Here is a 13,624-nt window from a genome sequence, read left to right as displayed (position 1 = left end):
GCGCGGTGTCAGATCAGCAATTCGGTGAATTCGCCGCGCATGCAATGGTTGCTGCTCATCGCCGCGCCATAGCCGCCGGCGTTGAGGAGCGCAATATGATCGCCTTCCTCGAGCGGCGGCATCGCAATATCCTCAGCCCACAGGTCGAGCGCCTCATTGATATTCCCCGCGATGGTGACGCGGACGGGATCGCCGCGGCGCGGGACACAGGCGGCGGGTTCGCACGGCAAGTCATAAAAGGCGGGTTCGGGGTGGAGGTTGAAGCCGCCATCGACGCTGACGAACAGAGTGTCGCACTTGTGCTCGACATTGGTCACTTCAAGCACCAGCATCCCGGCATCCTTGACCAGATAGTCGCCCGGTTCGACCGCAATTTCAACTGCGTGGCCTGCGAAATGGCGCTTCAGCAGCGCGGCCCAGCGCGCGAGATCGAGCGGCTTGTCGGATGCGCGGTGCGGGACGCCTAATCCACCGCCGATATTGACGATACGGACATCGGGCAGGCCGGCGAGGAAGGAGAGGCCGGCCTTCAGTGCCGCCTCCCAATCATCGAGTTGCGCATCGAGATAGCCGCAGCCGACATGGAAATGCAGGCTGGTGATCCGAAGGTCGCGCGCGCGCGCCGCAGCGAGCGCCTCATCCCATTGCTCACGGTAAATGCCGAACTTGCTCGTCCGTGCACCGGCATAGGTCAGCCGCTCGCTGTCGCCATAGCCGACACCGCGCGCCGGATTGACGCGAATGCCGATCGCGCGGCCGGGCGAGTGTTCGCCGATCCGGCGGATCATGCCGACCGAGTCGCAATTGATCGTCAATTCGGGGTGGGCGAGCAACCGCTCAAGATCGCGGCGCGATACGCCCGTTCCGGTGAAGCTGATCTGTTCCGCCGCGAAACCGCAGGCGAAGGCATGATCGAGCTCGGCCGGCGAGCAAATATCGACCCCGCACCGTCCTGTCGCCGCGAGCATTTGCAGCAAGGGTGCATGGCGATTGGCCTTCATCGCATAATAGACGCGGTGTGCCTTTCCGCTTGTTGCCAAGGCACCGAGAATGCGATTCAGATTGGCGCGCACCCGATCCGCCGAATAGAGATAGAGCGGGCCGTCAAAATCAGCCGCCAGCGCTGCGACATCCTGTCCCGCGAAGATCAGCCGTCCATCGATATGGCCAAGGTCACTGCGGTGCCACCATAAACCGTCTGTCATCGCGGCGGCGTCACAGACCGGCCGGGCAGAGGCCCCGTGCGGTCAGATGCTGGCGCCCCGCTTCGCTGACGGGATCGTTGCGGCCGGTGATCCAGCCGCGGCAAGAGGGCGCGCCGCACGAACAGGCGAACTGGATATGGAGGCGATCTTCGGTCGCAGCATAGTCGATCGTGACGCGTTCGTTCGCGGCGATCGGGCGCAGCGCCACCAGCTCGAAATTCGCCATGTCGAGGCGGCAGTTCGGATCGCAGCCGTGCGAAAGATAGCCGATAAACTGGGTGTTCGAAATATGCTGGCCATCGCGGACCTGCAGGCTGTGCTGCGACACTTGCGGGCCGATCTCGCCGCTGAAGCGGTCGAGCACTGTCCCCTCCGGGCAGTCGCGGAGCGCGCGGACGCACAGGCCGACGAGCGCGTCATGGTCGATCGCGAGCAGTTCCGTTGCCGCGTCGTCGCAGACCAAGGCGTTCAGCGATGGCGAAAACACTGTCAAACTTACCCCCATAGACCGCCGCATGTCCCCACAATCGGCGAGTCCGGTCCCTTGATGCGTCTTATACAGAAAATTTCTTATGGAATTGTAATCGGTTCTGTCTGTGACGGCGATCATAGCTCAGCCCGTCCATCATCTTGCGGACCAGATGGATGCCGAGGCCGCCGATGGGCCGATCTTCGACCGACTGGCGGGTATCGGGTTCGTCATTCTGGAGCGGGTCAAAGGCGATGCCATCGTCCCGGATCTCGCCGGCGACCGCGCCATCGGCGATGCGCAGGTCGACATGGACGACGGGTTCGCCGTCGCGAACGCCATGGCTCAAAATATTGGTGATGATCTCATCGAGCGCGATCATGATCTGACTGGCCGTCGCGTCGGGCACGTTGCGGCGCGCCAGAAAAGCTTCGGCATCGTCCATCAGCGCCTGAAAACCGGCGCGTCCGTTGGACAATGTGCAAGCGAATTCCGTCTCCACGATACCGATCCCTTGAACGGGGGCAAAACCTAAGCTTGCGGAAAGCCAACATAATCGAGTGGAAAAAATTCACAATCTCTACATAATGACGGGAGCATCGGAGCAAGCGCGCGTCCGCAACAGGAATTCGGTAATGGAAATCAGCGAACAGCAGCTCGATGGCGCGTGGCTTGTCGCCGCAGCAGGGCGGATCGACAGCAATAGTGCCGCAGCGTTGGAGGTCGTGCTGCCCGCCCGCGTCCAGGAGCATGACGCGACGATCATGGACCTCAGCGAGGTGGCCTATGTCAGCTCGGCGGGGCTGCGCGTATTCCTGAAAGGCATGAAGACCGCGAAGGCCACGGGGCACAAGCTCGTCCTCACCGGCCTGTCGTCTTCGGTGCATGAAGTATTCGACATTAGCGGCTTCACCGCCATCTTCACGATCGAACCCGACGTCGCGGCGGGGCTCGCGGCGGTCGGCTGACCGATCAGCCGCGCTGGATGACGGCAAATAGTCCGTCCGGTTCCAGCAGCACCGCAATCGCATCCAATATCGCTGACGGCTCTGCGGCCGGATCGATCGCGGCATAGTCTTGCGCGCGCTGCGTAAGCTCCGGTTCGGCCAGCGCGATCAATTTGGCGTCGGTTGGGGGAGCGGTTTCGCTCCAGACCAGATGCTCGATCCGCGCGATGGCATAAGCCGCGCGGCCAAGTTCCAGCGCCGCGTCGGCACCCTGCACAAACAGTTGGCGTTCGAAGAAACCGCGCGCCGCGATTGCGAGCGCCAGCGCATCGGGGGCCGTCGCCGCCTTACATTCGCCGATCACCAGCGCCGCTTCGCCTTGTCCTTGGCACAGGACAAAGAAACAGCCCGGCGGTGCGTCGCCAAGCAGGCGTACCGCGACATTGCCGCCCGCCACCGTCGTCGCGATCGGTGTGAAGCGTGATTGCCGATAAGCGCGCCACGCCTCTGATGGCGTGCGCGCACGATCTTCGTGGCGCAACTGCCGCTCCAACCGGTCGCGTGCGGCGGTCCGGTTGGCGTCGATCAGCCGGAGCGCGGCGGACAGGTCCCTGGCTTCGGCGATCGAAAGCGCATCCTCGGTGCCCGACGCCCCGGCTGCGAGCCCGCGCATGGCCCGGGCGCTGGCCTCCAGTTCGTGCGTGATCCGCTGTGCGACATACCAGCCCGCCGCGAGACCGACGACGGCGGCGAGCGCAATGCCCAGCTCGATCCAGTGCAGCAGACGATCGACCTGGGCGAAAACCGGTTCGGCATCGACCCGCGCCGCGACGAAGCGGCCGGGCGATACCGGCGCCAGCGCGACGACATGGCGGTGCCCGTCGGCCGCACGGGTGATCGGCAAGACGACCGGCTCGGCAGGAGGCGCCCAGGCTGGGATCGTCCATGGTGTTGCCGACGGAACGAGCGCGATCGGCTTCGCGCCGCCGCCCATCAGATAATAGCCGTCGAGCCCGTCGATATGCCGTGCCGCCGCCGCTACAGCGCGCCGGCGTAACGGATCGCTGGCGATCGCTTCGGGCCGCTCCCCGGCCGCGAGGAATTCGGCGCCGGTGATCGCCGCAGCGCGCGCGCGGTCGTTCAGCCCGTGGAGCATTTCGCTCTTGCCCTGAAAATAGAGCAACGCGCCGTTCACCGCCGCGAGCAGGATCAACAGCGGGATGGAGACGAATAGGATGATCGAACGGACACTCATCGTACCAGCGCCTCAATGTCGATCAGCCCGACAATGAAATCGGGGCACTCGCGCGCGATCGTAAAGATATGGGGCTTCGCGAGGCATAGCGCATCAAGCCCGTCGGGGCCTGCGCGATAGTCATAGGCGACGGGCAAGGTGAAGAGCAGCGACGCTGCATCGAATAGGGCCGGGGCACGCGCCGTCTCCGCCATCGCCCAGCCGTCCGTGGCAACATAGAGCATGTCGGCGACATGGCCTTGCTCGATCAGCATCGCGCCGCCTTCGAAATGACGTGGCCGGACATGCTGCGCGACCATCAGCAACTCATGCTCGGTCAATCGGTCGAACGGGGCGACCGCCGCCAGTGCGGCCATACGGTCGATGACATCGACGTCGATCATCGCGGCGCTTCGCGTTCGAGGTCGATCGCGACATGGGCGTGACGCAACCGTTTGACACCGGCGGGGATATGCGCCGTTTCGCCGGGCGAAAGCCTTATCGCACCGCTATCGGTTTCGATGGTCAGCGGCGCGTTCGCGATCAGGCTGAGTTGGCGGGTCGCGGAATCAAAGACCAGGCACGCGCCAAGATCGAGATCGGCGAGCGCTTCGACATGATCGAGCAGGGCGGGTCGCGCAACAAGCCGATCGCGCAGCTCCGCCATCGCGCGCACGGCGAGCGCCGATGCAAGACTGGGCCCACTCGTCGCGATCCATATGAGTCGCCGCGCTGGACTGTCTGCCAGCACCACCACTGCTTCGGGATCCCCCGTCTCGCTCAGCAATAGTCGCTCACTGGCTGCGAGCCGGTGCCTGTCGGCCGAGATGATGGCCTCATCCTGCGCCCCGGCGACATGAGCGTTCAGCCGATCGAGCGCATCGCGCAGTGCGCGGGCTTCGCGCGGACTGCGGATTGCCGCAGGTGGGCTATGATCGCCCGCGGCGATCCTGAGCGCGTCCTGCGTCAGGCGCTCGATCGGCCGGGCAACGCGCCGCACGATCTGCAGCGTCACGAACAGGCAGGCGAGGATCGATGCAAGGCCGATCATTGCGCTCTGGAACAAGGCATTTTGCGTCGCGATCTGGATGACCGAGACGTTGACGTCGGCGCCCGCAGTGCCTGTGATCCGGCCATCCGCTCCATAGACCGGCGCGGCGGCGGTCTTCAGCAATCCCCATTGCTCCTGATATTCGACCGGCGAGATGTGGATGCTGCCGCTCTGCTGGACCCTCCGCAATCCCGCGACGGTTTCGGCGGGCAGGCTGTCGGGTGAGCCGATCAGCGTGTGGTCGTCGCCCTCGGTGCCGTCGAGAACATAGAGTACATCCTCTGGGCCGCCCGCGATCTGGGTATAGATATAGGTCAGGCCCAGCTGGTCGCGGATGCGCTGCATTGGTTCGACATTGCGGCGATAAGGCCGCTCCTGCTCGGCCTTTTCGGCGTCGCTTTTGCTGTCGGTTGCCGCGCGGATCAGCCTGTCATGGTCGGCGGGATCGATCAGCGCGCCGGTAAGGGCACTCGCCGCGATCAGCCGGTCGTCGAACCCCTTCAGCGTGATGGCATAGAGTGCGTTATAAACGATCGCTGCGAGCAGGATCGCCACCACCACGACGAGCGGCAGGAAGGTACGCAGCAAGAGCCCCGGGATGCCAATGGTCTTTTTAGGCGGCATGGGCACGCCCATCTTGCACGCGCAGCATCACCAGCGCGAGATCGGGGTGGCGCGATGCCACTTCCATTATATCGTCGTTCGCGATCCAGAAATCATGGCCCGCCGCATGGCCGTGGATCGCAGGGCGGTCGGGAATGACGGCGCGTGCGGCGGCGGCGAGATCGGCGAGCGCGCGCAGCGTCGCGGCGGAAAAGCCGGGCATGCGCGACAGCGCATCGACCAGCGCCAGCATATCGGGGCCATCGTCGTTTTCGAGGCCGAGGAGGCGGAGTAACTGGCGGCGCAGCACGGCCGGCATGTCGGCTCGCACCAGTCGGCTCGTCTGCCGGGCGAAGCCTGTGGGGGGCAGGCGATCGTGCAGGATCGCCAACGCCGCGGCCGTTTCGATCCACCGACCGCTGTCGAGCGCCGCCTCGGCCAGCGCGACGATATCGACCTCGGTCGCTGACGTTGCTTCGCCGCGCGGGTGCAAAATTGCATCGATCTTTCGGAACAGGGCGTGGCCGACGCCGCTTTCGATCGCCTCCAGCGCATTGCCGCGCACCTTGGGATTGGACGAGTGGAGCGAGACGATCAGCAGGTCGAAATTGGGCAACAGCCCGCCGAGCGCCAATAACTCCAGCGTGAAGTCGATCGATGCCTCGGCGCGTTCGCGCCGCGCGCGGAAGAGCAGCGTGAGCGCGGCCGAACCATCGACGGTGCTCGCGGCGCCCTCGATCAACGCTCGGGCGTCGGTGAGCTCGCGGTCGACCAGCCTCTCGAGCTGGGCGTTAAACTGGGCATAGGAAAGCTCGGCCAACGCATGTGCGGCGATCGACCGTTCGGAATAGTCGCGGCGTCGATCGCGCAGCCCCGCGACGAGGTGCGGAATGGCGGTGTCGCCAAGCCCAGCGAGCATTGCCGCGATCGCCCGCCGATCGCGCGGCGCCAGCGTCCGTGCGGCCGTCAATATGCCGGGGATCGCCTCGACATCGCCGATCCGGCCGATCAGTGCGATCGCCATTTGGCGCTGACTGCGGGGAAAGAGACCCAGCCGGTCGGCGAGCAGGGGGACGAGGTGAATGTCGTCGGCCGTAGCAAGATCGTGCAGCCCGTCGAGTGCGCTATCGTCCCCGTTGCGCAGCGCCATGATCAATGCATCGACGTCGCCTTCGGACGCCGTGGACGCGCTATAGGTCGGCCCCAGCAACGACTGTGCGGCCCTGTCCCCGCTGCGCGCGTCGCTTTGCAACCGCGCCGCCGCATCCGGGGTGAAGGTCGGCGCGGTCAGCGCGGGGTCGCCGAAATTGAGCCAGCCGCGCCGCATATTCGCGGTCATTGCGGCGGGGTAGAGCTGGCGAAGCAGGACGACGACCGCGATCAGCGCCGCGCCCAATATGACCCCGATCCCCGACAGCTCGCGCAGATCGAGGCGCGTCGCCGCGTAGAGCAGAAAGGCGCCGGCAATCAGGCTGGCGAGCGGCTCGCACATCCCCTCGATCACCGTCCGCAGCGGCCGCTTGATCGCCGAAGGGACCGCGTTGAACAGCAGATTCTGATTGTTATACTCGATCGACGTCAGCACCGCATGATAGGCGAAGAAGGCCGCGATCGCCGCCGCATAGCCGCCGCTGAGGAAGAAAAGGCCAAAGGTCGCGAAATAGGTGAGCGGCAGGATGAAGGCGATGTTGCGGACGCCGAAGCGTGACACCAGCCGGTTGAAGACGAACAGGCAGACGATCAGGTTGAAGATGTTCGACGCAGCATAAAGCGCGCCGAACAGCGCCGCGAGTTCGGCCTCGCTCCGCCCCACCTGCAACACCGTCGAATATTGAAATTCGGCGAGGTTGGTCATCAGCAGCGTGACGAACAGCGTCGCCGTCAACGCGACGGTGTAGCGCGAGGTGCGAAAGCTGTTCGCGAGCAGTGCCAGCTGTGCGCCTACGCCCTGCGGTTCGTCGCCGGCATCGGCATCACTTTCGGCAATTTGCTGCCAGCGTCGCCCGAGCATCCGCGCGAGCGGGATGGTTGCGAGCGCGATGGCGGCCCACAGCGCCATGAAGCCATGGATGGGGATTGCGGCGGCGGTGAGGTTGACGATCATCGCCCCGGCCGCGGTGCCGAGCGCGCAAAAGGCTGCGAACAGCGGGAACAGCCGCTTGGCGTCCTGAATGTCGAAATAGGCGTCTGTATAATTCCAGAACAGGCTGTAGAGCCCGATATACCACATCGCGAGATAGAGCTTCAGCGCGTAATAGAGCGTCGGATTGCCACCTGTGCTGCCGAGCAAGGCCCAGAGCAGCAGGCCGCCGATGACGAGCAGCAGCAGTGTCGTCGTCACCATCTGGTCGATCGAGAAGCGGACCATCAACACCGAAAAAATGCCGGTGTAGACCAGCATCACCAGCGGGGTCAGCATGAAGATGATGGGCAATTTGTCGGCGCCGACGTGGCTTAAAAAGGCCGCATCGCCAGCGCTGAAACCGATCCCCAGTCCCATCTGGAGCAGGAACCCGAACAGCCCGAACTGGACGAGCTTGGGCCATTCGCCCCGGTTCACGCGGAACAGGCGATTCAGTCTGTCGATCAAATTCCTTCGCCCTCCCGCCCTTCGTTCGTTTGCATAGCAACAAAATATTGAAGAAGTTAGCTGCAGAGTTGTCAGGCGCGCGCAAAGACGCAATGGTGGGTGCAGCGGGGTCTAAATGACAGGACGAAAACGGAAAATCGGGCTCAAGCCCCAGCTGTTGCTGCTGCTGTTCGCGCTCAATTTGATCGCGGCGGTGGCCTATTCGGTCGTGCTCTATGGCATCGATCGCGCTGAAATCATGAACGGGATCGACGGCCGGCTGCAAACCGCGGTGAATGCGGTGCAGGAGATTATTCCGGCGGGCTATCATGAGCGGATAGCCAACATGGATTCGATTGCGCCGGCGGAATTTGACGCCTTGCAGGATCGCCTGTCGCGCTTCTCGAACGATTCCGAACTCGCCTATGTCTATACCTATATGAAATTCGGGCCGCAGGTGCGGACCGTGGCGACCAGCGCGACGACCGCCGAAATGCAGGCCGGTTCGCAGACGCGCTATTTCGCCCTTTATGACACCGCGCCCACCCAGTTGCTGCGTAGCTTCGCCGACGGGCGCGTGCGCTATGACGAATATAGCGACGCCTTCGGCCGGTTCCGGTCGATGTATAAACCGGTCCGCGCTGCCGATGGCCGCATCTATGTCGTCGGCGCCGACGTCGACCTGGGACAGCTCAACCAGAAACTCAATCGGGCGCTGATGCAGTCGATCGGCGTCGGGGTGATCATGTTCATGCTGTCGCTCGCGGTCGGTTGGCTTGTCATCGGCCGGATTGTCGAGCCGTTGGTGCGCCTGACCGCCTTCACCCGCAATATGGAACGGCGCAGCTTCAACCCTGATGATCAGGAGATGGAGGCGATCCAGCGCATCGGCAGCGGCCGCGGTGACGAGGTGGGCAGTCTCGCCGAGGCGATGGCGGCGATGATCGCACGCCTGCAGCGCTATCTGATCGAGATGGAGGCTGCGACTGCGGCGCGCGAACGTGTCGAGGGCGAGCTATCCGCCGCGCGCGATATTCAGGTCGGGATGCTGCCCAGCAAATTCCCGCCCTTCCCGGGGCGATCCGACGTCGATGTCTTCGCCATGCTCGAATCGGCCAAGCAGGTCGGCGGCGACCTTTATGATTATTTCCTGATCGACGATCACCGGCTGTTCTTCGTCGTTGGTGACGTGTCGGGGAAGGGCGTGCCGGCGGCGCTGTTCATGGCGATGACGACGACCCTGTTCAAAGCGCAGGCGCTGTCCGCCGCATCGACCGCGACGATCATGACGCGCGTCAACGCCGAACTGGCGCGCGACAATGTCGCCGAAATGTTCGTCACTGCCTTCGCCGGCATATTGGATCTGCGTGACGGCAGCGTCGAATATAGCGACGCAGGGCATGAGGCGCCCTTCATCGTGCGGCGCGGTGGTGCGGTCGAACGGCTGGTCAAACAACAGGGCATGGCGATGGGGATATTCGACGATGTCGCTTATCAATCCGCCCGTTTCACCCTCGCGCCCGGCGATGCACTGATCCTGTTCACCGACGGCGTTTCGGAAGCGACCGGGGCGGACGACGCGCTTTATACCACCGACCGTATCCAGACAGCGCTCGAGCAGGCGCGCGAAAACCCTTCGGCGCGCTACATTGCCGAGGGGCTCGCCGACAGTGTGCGCACCTTTGTCGGGACGGTGCCGCAGTCGGACGACATCGCGATTTTGGTGGTCTGTTTCGAGGGTGCTGCGGCTCGCTAGGCGCCGAGTTTCAACGGCTCGCGATCGACGCCGTGCATCTTGCGCAGATATAGTCGCATGTCGGCAATGGCTTTTTGCAGCGGTGCTGCCGCGGTCGGCTCGGCGCTGGCCGCCGCGGCGACCAACGGGCAGCTCTCAACCTCCCACGGCAGGAAATCGAAACCCGTGTCGGCGTCGCACGCCCAGATGACCGGATAGGGGCGTCCGAACATCACTCCCTTCAATTCCTCATTGCCGAGCAGGTGAAGCGAAAGCTGATCGCGGTTGGGCGCGATGAGCAGCGCTTCTACAAGATCGAGCGAGAGGGTGAGGCTGGATGGACGGGCGAATTTCGACAGTCGGAAACCCAGGTCGATGTCGGGTCCGATGAAATCGATATGGTTGCCGCCGTCGCCCGCCAGTTCGGCGATGTCGAGCTCGATATTCTGTTCGCCGAATTCGACCAGCCACGCCGTGCCTTTGAGCCGCAGCGGCAGGCGTTCGAAATATTTCTTCTCGTAAAGCGTCATCGTGCGCAGCAGTGCGCGCAGGATCGACGACAGTTCGGCGGGGCTGGACGGCTGCGCGGTAAAGATCACCTCGTCGCCCATCGCCTTCCATACGTCGATCGCGGGCGTGGAATCATCGTCGAGAAATTCGAACCCGACCTGGCCTGCGAACATCAGCGGGAAATTGGTGAAAAAGACGCGAAACGTCTCCAGCCATCCCCTGTTGCCCTGCCCGGTGAGGCGGGCCTTGAATTCGGTCGAGCCGGCCATGTCGACGGACAGGAAAAGACGGATCATATCGGCTCCATGATGGGCGGGGAAATTTCGGTGCCCACTATTCTATCCGGGTGAGGTCAGCCGGCCGCTACGGCAATCTATGTTCTTCACCTTAACAATTGACTGCCTATTGCGCGTCAATCGAACTCCTAGCGGGGGCGAAGCGGGCAGTAAATCACCGAACGCATATCCTTTGCGACACTTATGTTGCGGCGCAAACTGTTGCTTTTTGGCCACAAATTTTGGAAAATTTGACAGGGTGCCAAGCATCGCGTTGACGCGGCAGTCCGCCCTATGACAGCACTCAATCACCGGTGGGGCATCTCCCTCCTTGGCCAACGTGCCGCGCTTCTACCGGTTTGGAGAGAGAGACATCATGAATTTGCGCAATATTTTGTTGGGCGCCACGATGCTGTGCGCCGCAACGACCCCTGTTTACGCCTTTGCCCAGGATGCGGCTCCCGCAGGCGAACCCGCCGCGGCGAGCGACGTCGACTATGGCAATGACATCATCGTGACCGCCAGCAAGCGGTCGCAGACGCTGCAGGATACGCCGATCGCCGTGTCGGTGACCTCGGCCGCCGACATTCAGAATTCGGCGATCCGCGACCTGATCGATCTTCAATCGGCAGTGCCCAGCCTGCGCGTGTCGCAGCTTCAGTCGAGCGCCAACACCAATTTCATCATTCGCGGCTTCGGCAATGGCGCCAACAACGCCGGGATCGAACCGTCGGTCGGCGTGTTCATCGACGGCGTCTATCGCTCGCGTTCGGCCGCCCAGATCGGCGATCTTCCGAACCTCGAACGCGTCGAAGTGCTGCGCGGGCCGCAGTCGACCTTGTTCGGCAAAAATGCGTCGGCGGGTGTCATCAGCATCGTCACGCAAAAGCCGCAGTTTGACTTCGGCGGCTCTGCCGAGGTCAGCTACGGCAATTATGACGCGATCACCGCCAAGGCCAGCATCACCGGTCCGATCAGCGAAACGATCGCCTTTTCGCTCGCCGGCAATTTCAACCGCCGCGACGGCTATGCGCAGGATCTGAACCTCGACACCGATGTCAACGACCGCAACCGCTGGGGCGTGCGCGGACAGCTCTTGTTCGAACCGACCGACGCGCTGTCGATCCGCCTGATCGGCGACTATGACAAGATCGACGAAAATTGCTGCATTGCGGGCAATGTCATTGCCGGCCCGACGATCGGTATCACCAATGCGCTTGTTGGCGGCCCCAGCGTCGATGCGAACAACCCCTTCTCGTACAATGTCTACAACAACTTCCTGTCGTCGAACGAGATCGAGAATTACGGCGGTTCGGCGCAGATCGACTATGACCTCGGCAACCTCGCGCTGACCTCGATCACCGCCTATCGCAAGGTTCAGGCCGACACCAATCAGGATTCGGACTTCACCAGCGCCGATCTGATCGGCGAAAAGAGCGACAAGGTCGGCATCGACACCTTCACGCAGGAAATCCGCCTGACCTCCGATTTTGACGGTCCGGTCAACTTCCTGCTCGGCGGCTATTATTTCCACGAGAAGGTGAAGCAGCAGAGCGCGATCAAATTCGGCGACGATTTCCGCGACTATGGCAATGCGCTGATTCAGGGGGCGAGCGGCGGTTTACTCAACGTCGGTGTGCTCGAGGGCGCTTTGGGCGCGCCGAGCGGCTCCTTCTTCAAGGTGGGGACGGGCCTCGACGAAGCCTATCGCATGAAAAACACTGCCTGGTCGATCTTCGGCACCGTCGATTTCGAAGTCACCGATCGCCTGACGCTGTCGGCAGGAGCGAACTACACGCAGGATCGCAAGCGTTTCTCGACTGACGTGGTGAGCAGCGACGCCTTCTCGAAGGTCAACCTCGACGCTGGCGCCTATGCGCCATTCCGCAACCAGCTGCTCTTTCAGGGCGGTGTCGCGGCAGGCGTCGGGCAGGCGCTCGGGTTGAATCGCGCTGCCACGGCGGCGGAGGTCAACGCCTTTGCGGGTGCGAACCCGGTCGCGTTCGGCGGGATCGCGACTGCCGCGCAGACCAATGCCAACAACAACCAGAACAACCCGGCTGCGAACCCCCTCAATCCGCTGAAGGCGTTCCAGTTCCTGCCCGACTTCTTCAACCTTCCGAATGCATTCGAGCCCAACCGGACCCGCGACAATGACCTCGCGTGGAGCCTGCGCGCCGCTTATGAAGTGACCGACACGGTCAATGTCTATGCGACTTATGCGACAGGCTTCAAGGCGAGCTCGGTCAACCTGTCGCGCGAAAGCCGTCCGCTGGCGGCGGATCTCGCAGCCATCGTTGCTGCGGGGCAGGCGACACCGAACCTCACTTCGGGCACCCGTTTCGCGACCCCCGAGGAATCGGAAGTCTATGAAATCGGCCTGAAGGGGCAGTGGTCGGTCGCAGCATTGAACCTTGCGGTGTTCAAACAGTCGATCAAGGGGTTCCAGTCGAACGTCTTCAACGGCACGGGCTTCGAACTGGTCAACGCCGAAAAGCAGTCGACCTTCGGTATCGAATTCGACGGTTCGGTGCGTCCGGTTCAGGGGCTCAACCTGACGCTGGCGGTGACCTATCTCGATCCGAAATATGACAAGTTCACCAACTCGTCCTTTGGCGACATTTCGGGAACCATGCCCGCGGGCATTCCCGAACTGACGATGGCAGTCGGCGGTACTTATACCCACGAGTTCGCCGGTGGAACGCGCGCGATCTTCCACGCCGACTATCATTATGAAAGCCCGGTCCAGATCGTCGAAGGCCTGAACGGCTTCCCGCCGAGCGTCGCACAGAGCCTTAAGCGCGAAGTGAACCAGCTCAACGCGTCGTTCACCCTCGCGCTCACCAACGGGCTCGAAGTCGGCGTATGGGGCCGCAACCTGACCAACGCCAAATATCTGACGACGGTTTTCCCGGCCGTCGCCCAGTCGGGCAGCGTCTCGGGCTATCCCAATCAGCCGCGCACCTATGGTGTGACCGGCCGCTTCAAATTCTGATCGTTTGAAGGCCGGGGCTCCGTCGCCCCGG

Annotated in this window: 11 protein-coding genes; 3 read left to right on the top strand and 8 right to left on the bottom strand. The window is 63.1% G+C overall.

Features of this window, described 5'->3' with window-relative positions; all coding sequences use genetic code 11:
- Positions 1-8: 8 nt before the first annotated feature.
- The 3 genes from CDQ91_RS05115 to CDQ91_RS05105 form a co-directional block, all read right to left on the bottom strand.
- Positions 9-1,205 carry a diaminopimelate decarboxylase gene (locus tag CDQ91_RS05115; RefSeq protein ID WP_088471644.1) on the bottom strand — a complete coding sequence of 399 codons (1,197 nt, stop codon included), beginning with the start codon at positions 1,203-1,205 and terminating at the stop codon, positions 9-11.
- A 10-nt stretch (positions 1,206-1,215) separates the two neighbouring features.
- Positions 1,216-1,692, bottom strand: a complete 477-nt coding sequence (locus tag CDQ91_RS05110) for an SET domain-containing protein-lysine N-methyltransferase (RefSeq protein WP_237245848.1) — start codon at positions 1,690-1,692, stop codon at positions 1,216-1,218.
- 67 nt (positions 1,693-1,759) lie between these two features.
- The gene (locus CDQ91_RS05105; protein WP_144036689.1) at positions 1,760-2,176 is read right to left on the bottom strand and encodes an ATP-binding protein; all 417 of its coding nucleotides are present in this window, start codon (positions 2,174-2,176) and stop codon (positions 1,760-1,762) included.
- Between the two features lie 133 nt (positions 2,177-2,309).
- Here CDQ91_RS05105 and CDQ91_RS05100 point away from each other — a divergent pair, with 133 nt between their 5' ends.
- Positions 2,310-2,642: an STAS domain-containing protein gene (locus CDQ91_RS05100; RefSeq protein WP_088471641.1), complete on the top strand. Its 333-nt coding sequence runs from the start codon at positions 2,310-2,312 to the stop codon at positions 2,640-2,642.
- Positions 2,643-2,646: 4 nt separating this feature from the next.
- Here CDQ91_RS05100 and CDQ91_RS05095 read toward each other — a convergent pair whose 3' ends face one another.
- From CDQ91_RS05095 to CDQ91_RS05080, 4 genes are read right to left on the bottom strand one after another with little or no spacing between them, the layout of a single operon-like run.
- Entirely contained in the window at positions 2,647-3,876 is a 1,230-nt protein-coding gene (locus CDQ91_RS05095) for a hypothetical protein (protein WP_088471640.1), read from the bottom strand.
- A complete protein-coding gene (locus tag CDQ91_RS05090; RefSeq protein ID WP_088471639.1) occupies positions 3,873-4,259 on the bottom strand; it encodes a cyclic nucleotide-binding domain-containing protein in 387 nt (128 codons plus the stop codon). The genes CDQ91_RS05095 and CDQ91_RS05090 overlap by 4 nt, the downstream gene beginning before the upstream one ends.
- A complete protein-coding gene (locus tag CDQ91_RS05085) occupies positions 4,256-5,530 on the bottom strand; it encodes a HAMP domain-containing protein (RefSeq protein WP_088471638.1) in 1,275 nt (424 codons plus the stop codon). The genes CDQ91_RS05090 and CDQ91_RS05085 overlap by 4 nt, the downstream gene beginning before the upstream one ends.
- Positions 5,520-8,099, bottom strand: coding sequence for an MFS transporter (locus CDQ91_RS05080; protein WP_088471637.1), 2,580 nt, complete (start codon positions 8,097-8,099; stop codon positions 5,520-5,522). Before CDQ91_RS05080 ends, CDQ91_RS05085 begins: the two co-directional genes overlap by 11 nt.
- A gap of 115 nt (positions 8,100-8,214) precedes the next feature.
- On the opposite strand from CDQ91_RS05080, the gene CDQ91_RS05075 reads away from it, so the two are divergent.
- The gene (locus CDQ91_RS05075) at positions 8,215-9,834 is read left to right on the top strand and encodes a PP2C family protein-serine/threonine phosphatase (RefSeq protein ID WP_088471636.1); all 1,620 of its coding nucleotides are present in this window, start codon (positions 8,215-8,217) and stop codon (positions 9,832-9,834) included.
- Here CDQ91_RS05075 and CDQ91_RS05070 read toward each other — a convergent pair.
- The gene (locus CDQ91_RS05070; RefSeq protein ID WP_088471635.1) at positions 9,831-10,619 is read right to left on the bottom strand and encodes a hypothetical protein; all 789 of its coding nucleotides are present in this window, start codon (positions 10,617-10,619) and stop codon (positions 9,831-9,833) included. The genes CDQ91_RS05075 and CDQ91_RS05070 overlap by 4 nt on opposite strands.
- Before the next feature lie 355 nt (positions 10,620-10,974).
- Here CDQ91_RS05070 and CDQ91_RS05065 point away from each other — a divergent pair, with 355 nt between their 5' ends.
- Entirely contained in the window at positions 10,975-13,593 is a 2,619-nt protein-coding gene (locus CDQ91_RS05065) for a TonB-dependent receptor (RefSeq protein ID WP_237245824.1), read from the top strand.
- Positions 13,594-13,624 lie beyond the last annotated feature (31 nt).

The sequence above is a fragment of the Sphingopyxis witflariensis genome (assembly GCF_002205635.1).
Classification (GTDB): Bacteria; Pseudomonadota; Alphaproteobacteria; order Sphingomonadales; family Sphingomonadaceae; genus Sphingopyxis; species Sphingopyxis witflariensis.
This window is presented reverse-complemented; position numbering and strand designations above follow the sequence as displayed.

Excerpts from the sequence above, each read along its gene's own strand:
- CDQ91_RS05115 (WP_088471644.1), bottom strand. The coding sequence starts at position 1,205 with ATGACAGACGGTTTATGGTGGCACCGCAGTGACCTTGGCCATATCGAT.
- CDQ91_RS05100 (WP_088471641.1), top strand. The coding sequence starts at position 2,310 with ATGGAAATCAGCGAACAGCAGCTCGATGGCGCGTGGCTTGTCGCCGCA.
- CDQ91_RS05095 (WP_088471640.1), bottom strand. The coding sequence starts at position 3,876 with ATGAGTGTCCGTTCGATCATCCTATTCGTCTCCATCCCGCTGTTGATC.
- CDQ91_RS05090 (WP_088471639.1), bottom strand. The coding sequence starts at position 4,259 with ATGATCGACGTCGATGTCATCGACCGTATGGCCGCACTGGCGGCGGTC.
- CDQ91_RS05085 (WP_088471638.1), bottom strand. The coding sequence starts at position 5,530 with ATGCCGCCTAAAAAGACCATTGGCATCCCGGGGCTCTTGCTGCGTACC.
- CDQ91_RS05075 (WP_088471636.1), top strand. The coding sequence starts at position 8,215 with ATGACAGGACGAAAACGGAAAATCGGGCTCAAGCCCCAGCTGTTGCTG.
- CDQ91_RS05070 (WP_088471635.1), bottom strand. The coding sequence starts at position 10,619 with ATGATCCGTCTTTTCCTGTCCGTCGACATGGCCGGCTCGACCGAATTC.
- CDQ91_RS05065 (WP_237245824.1), top strand. The coding sequence starts at position 10,975 with ATGAATTTGCGCAATATTTTGTTGGGCGCCACGATGCTGTGCGCCGCA.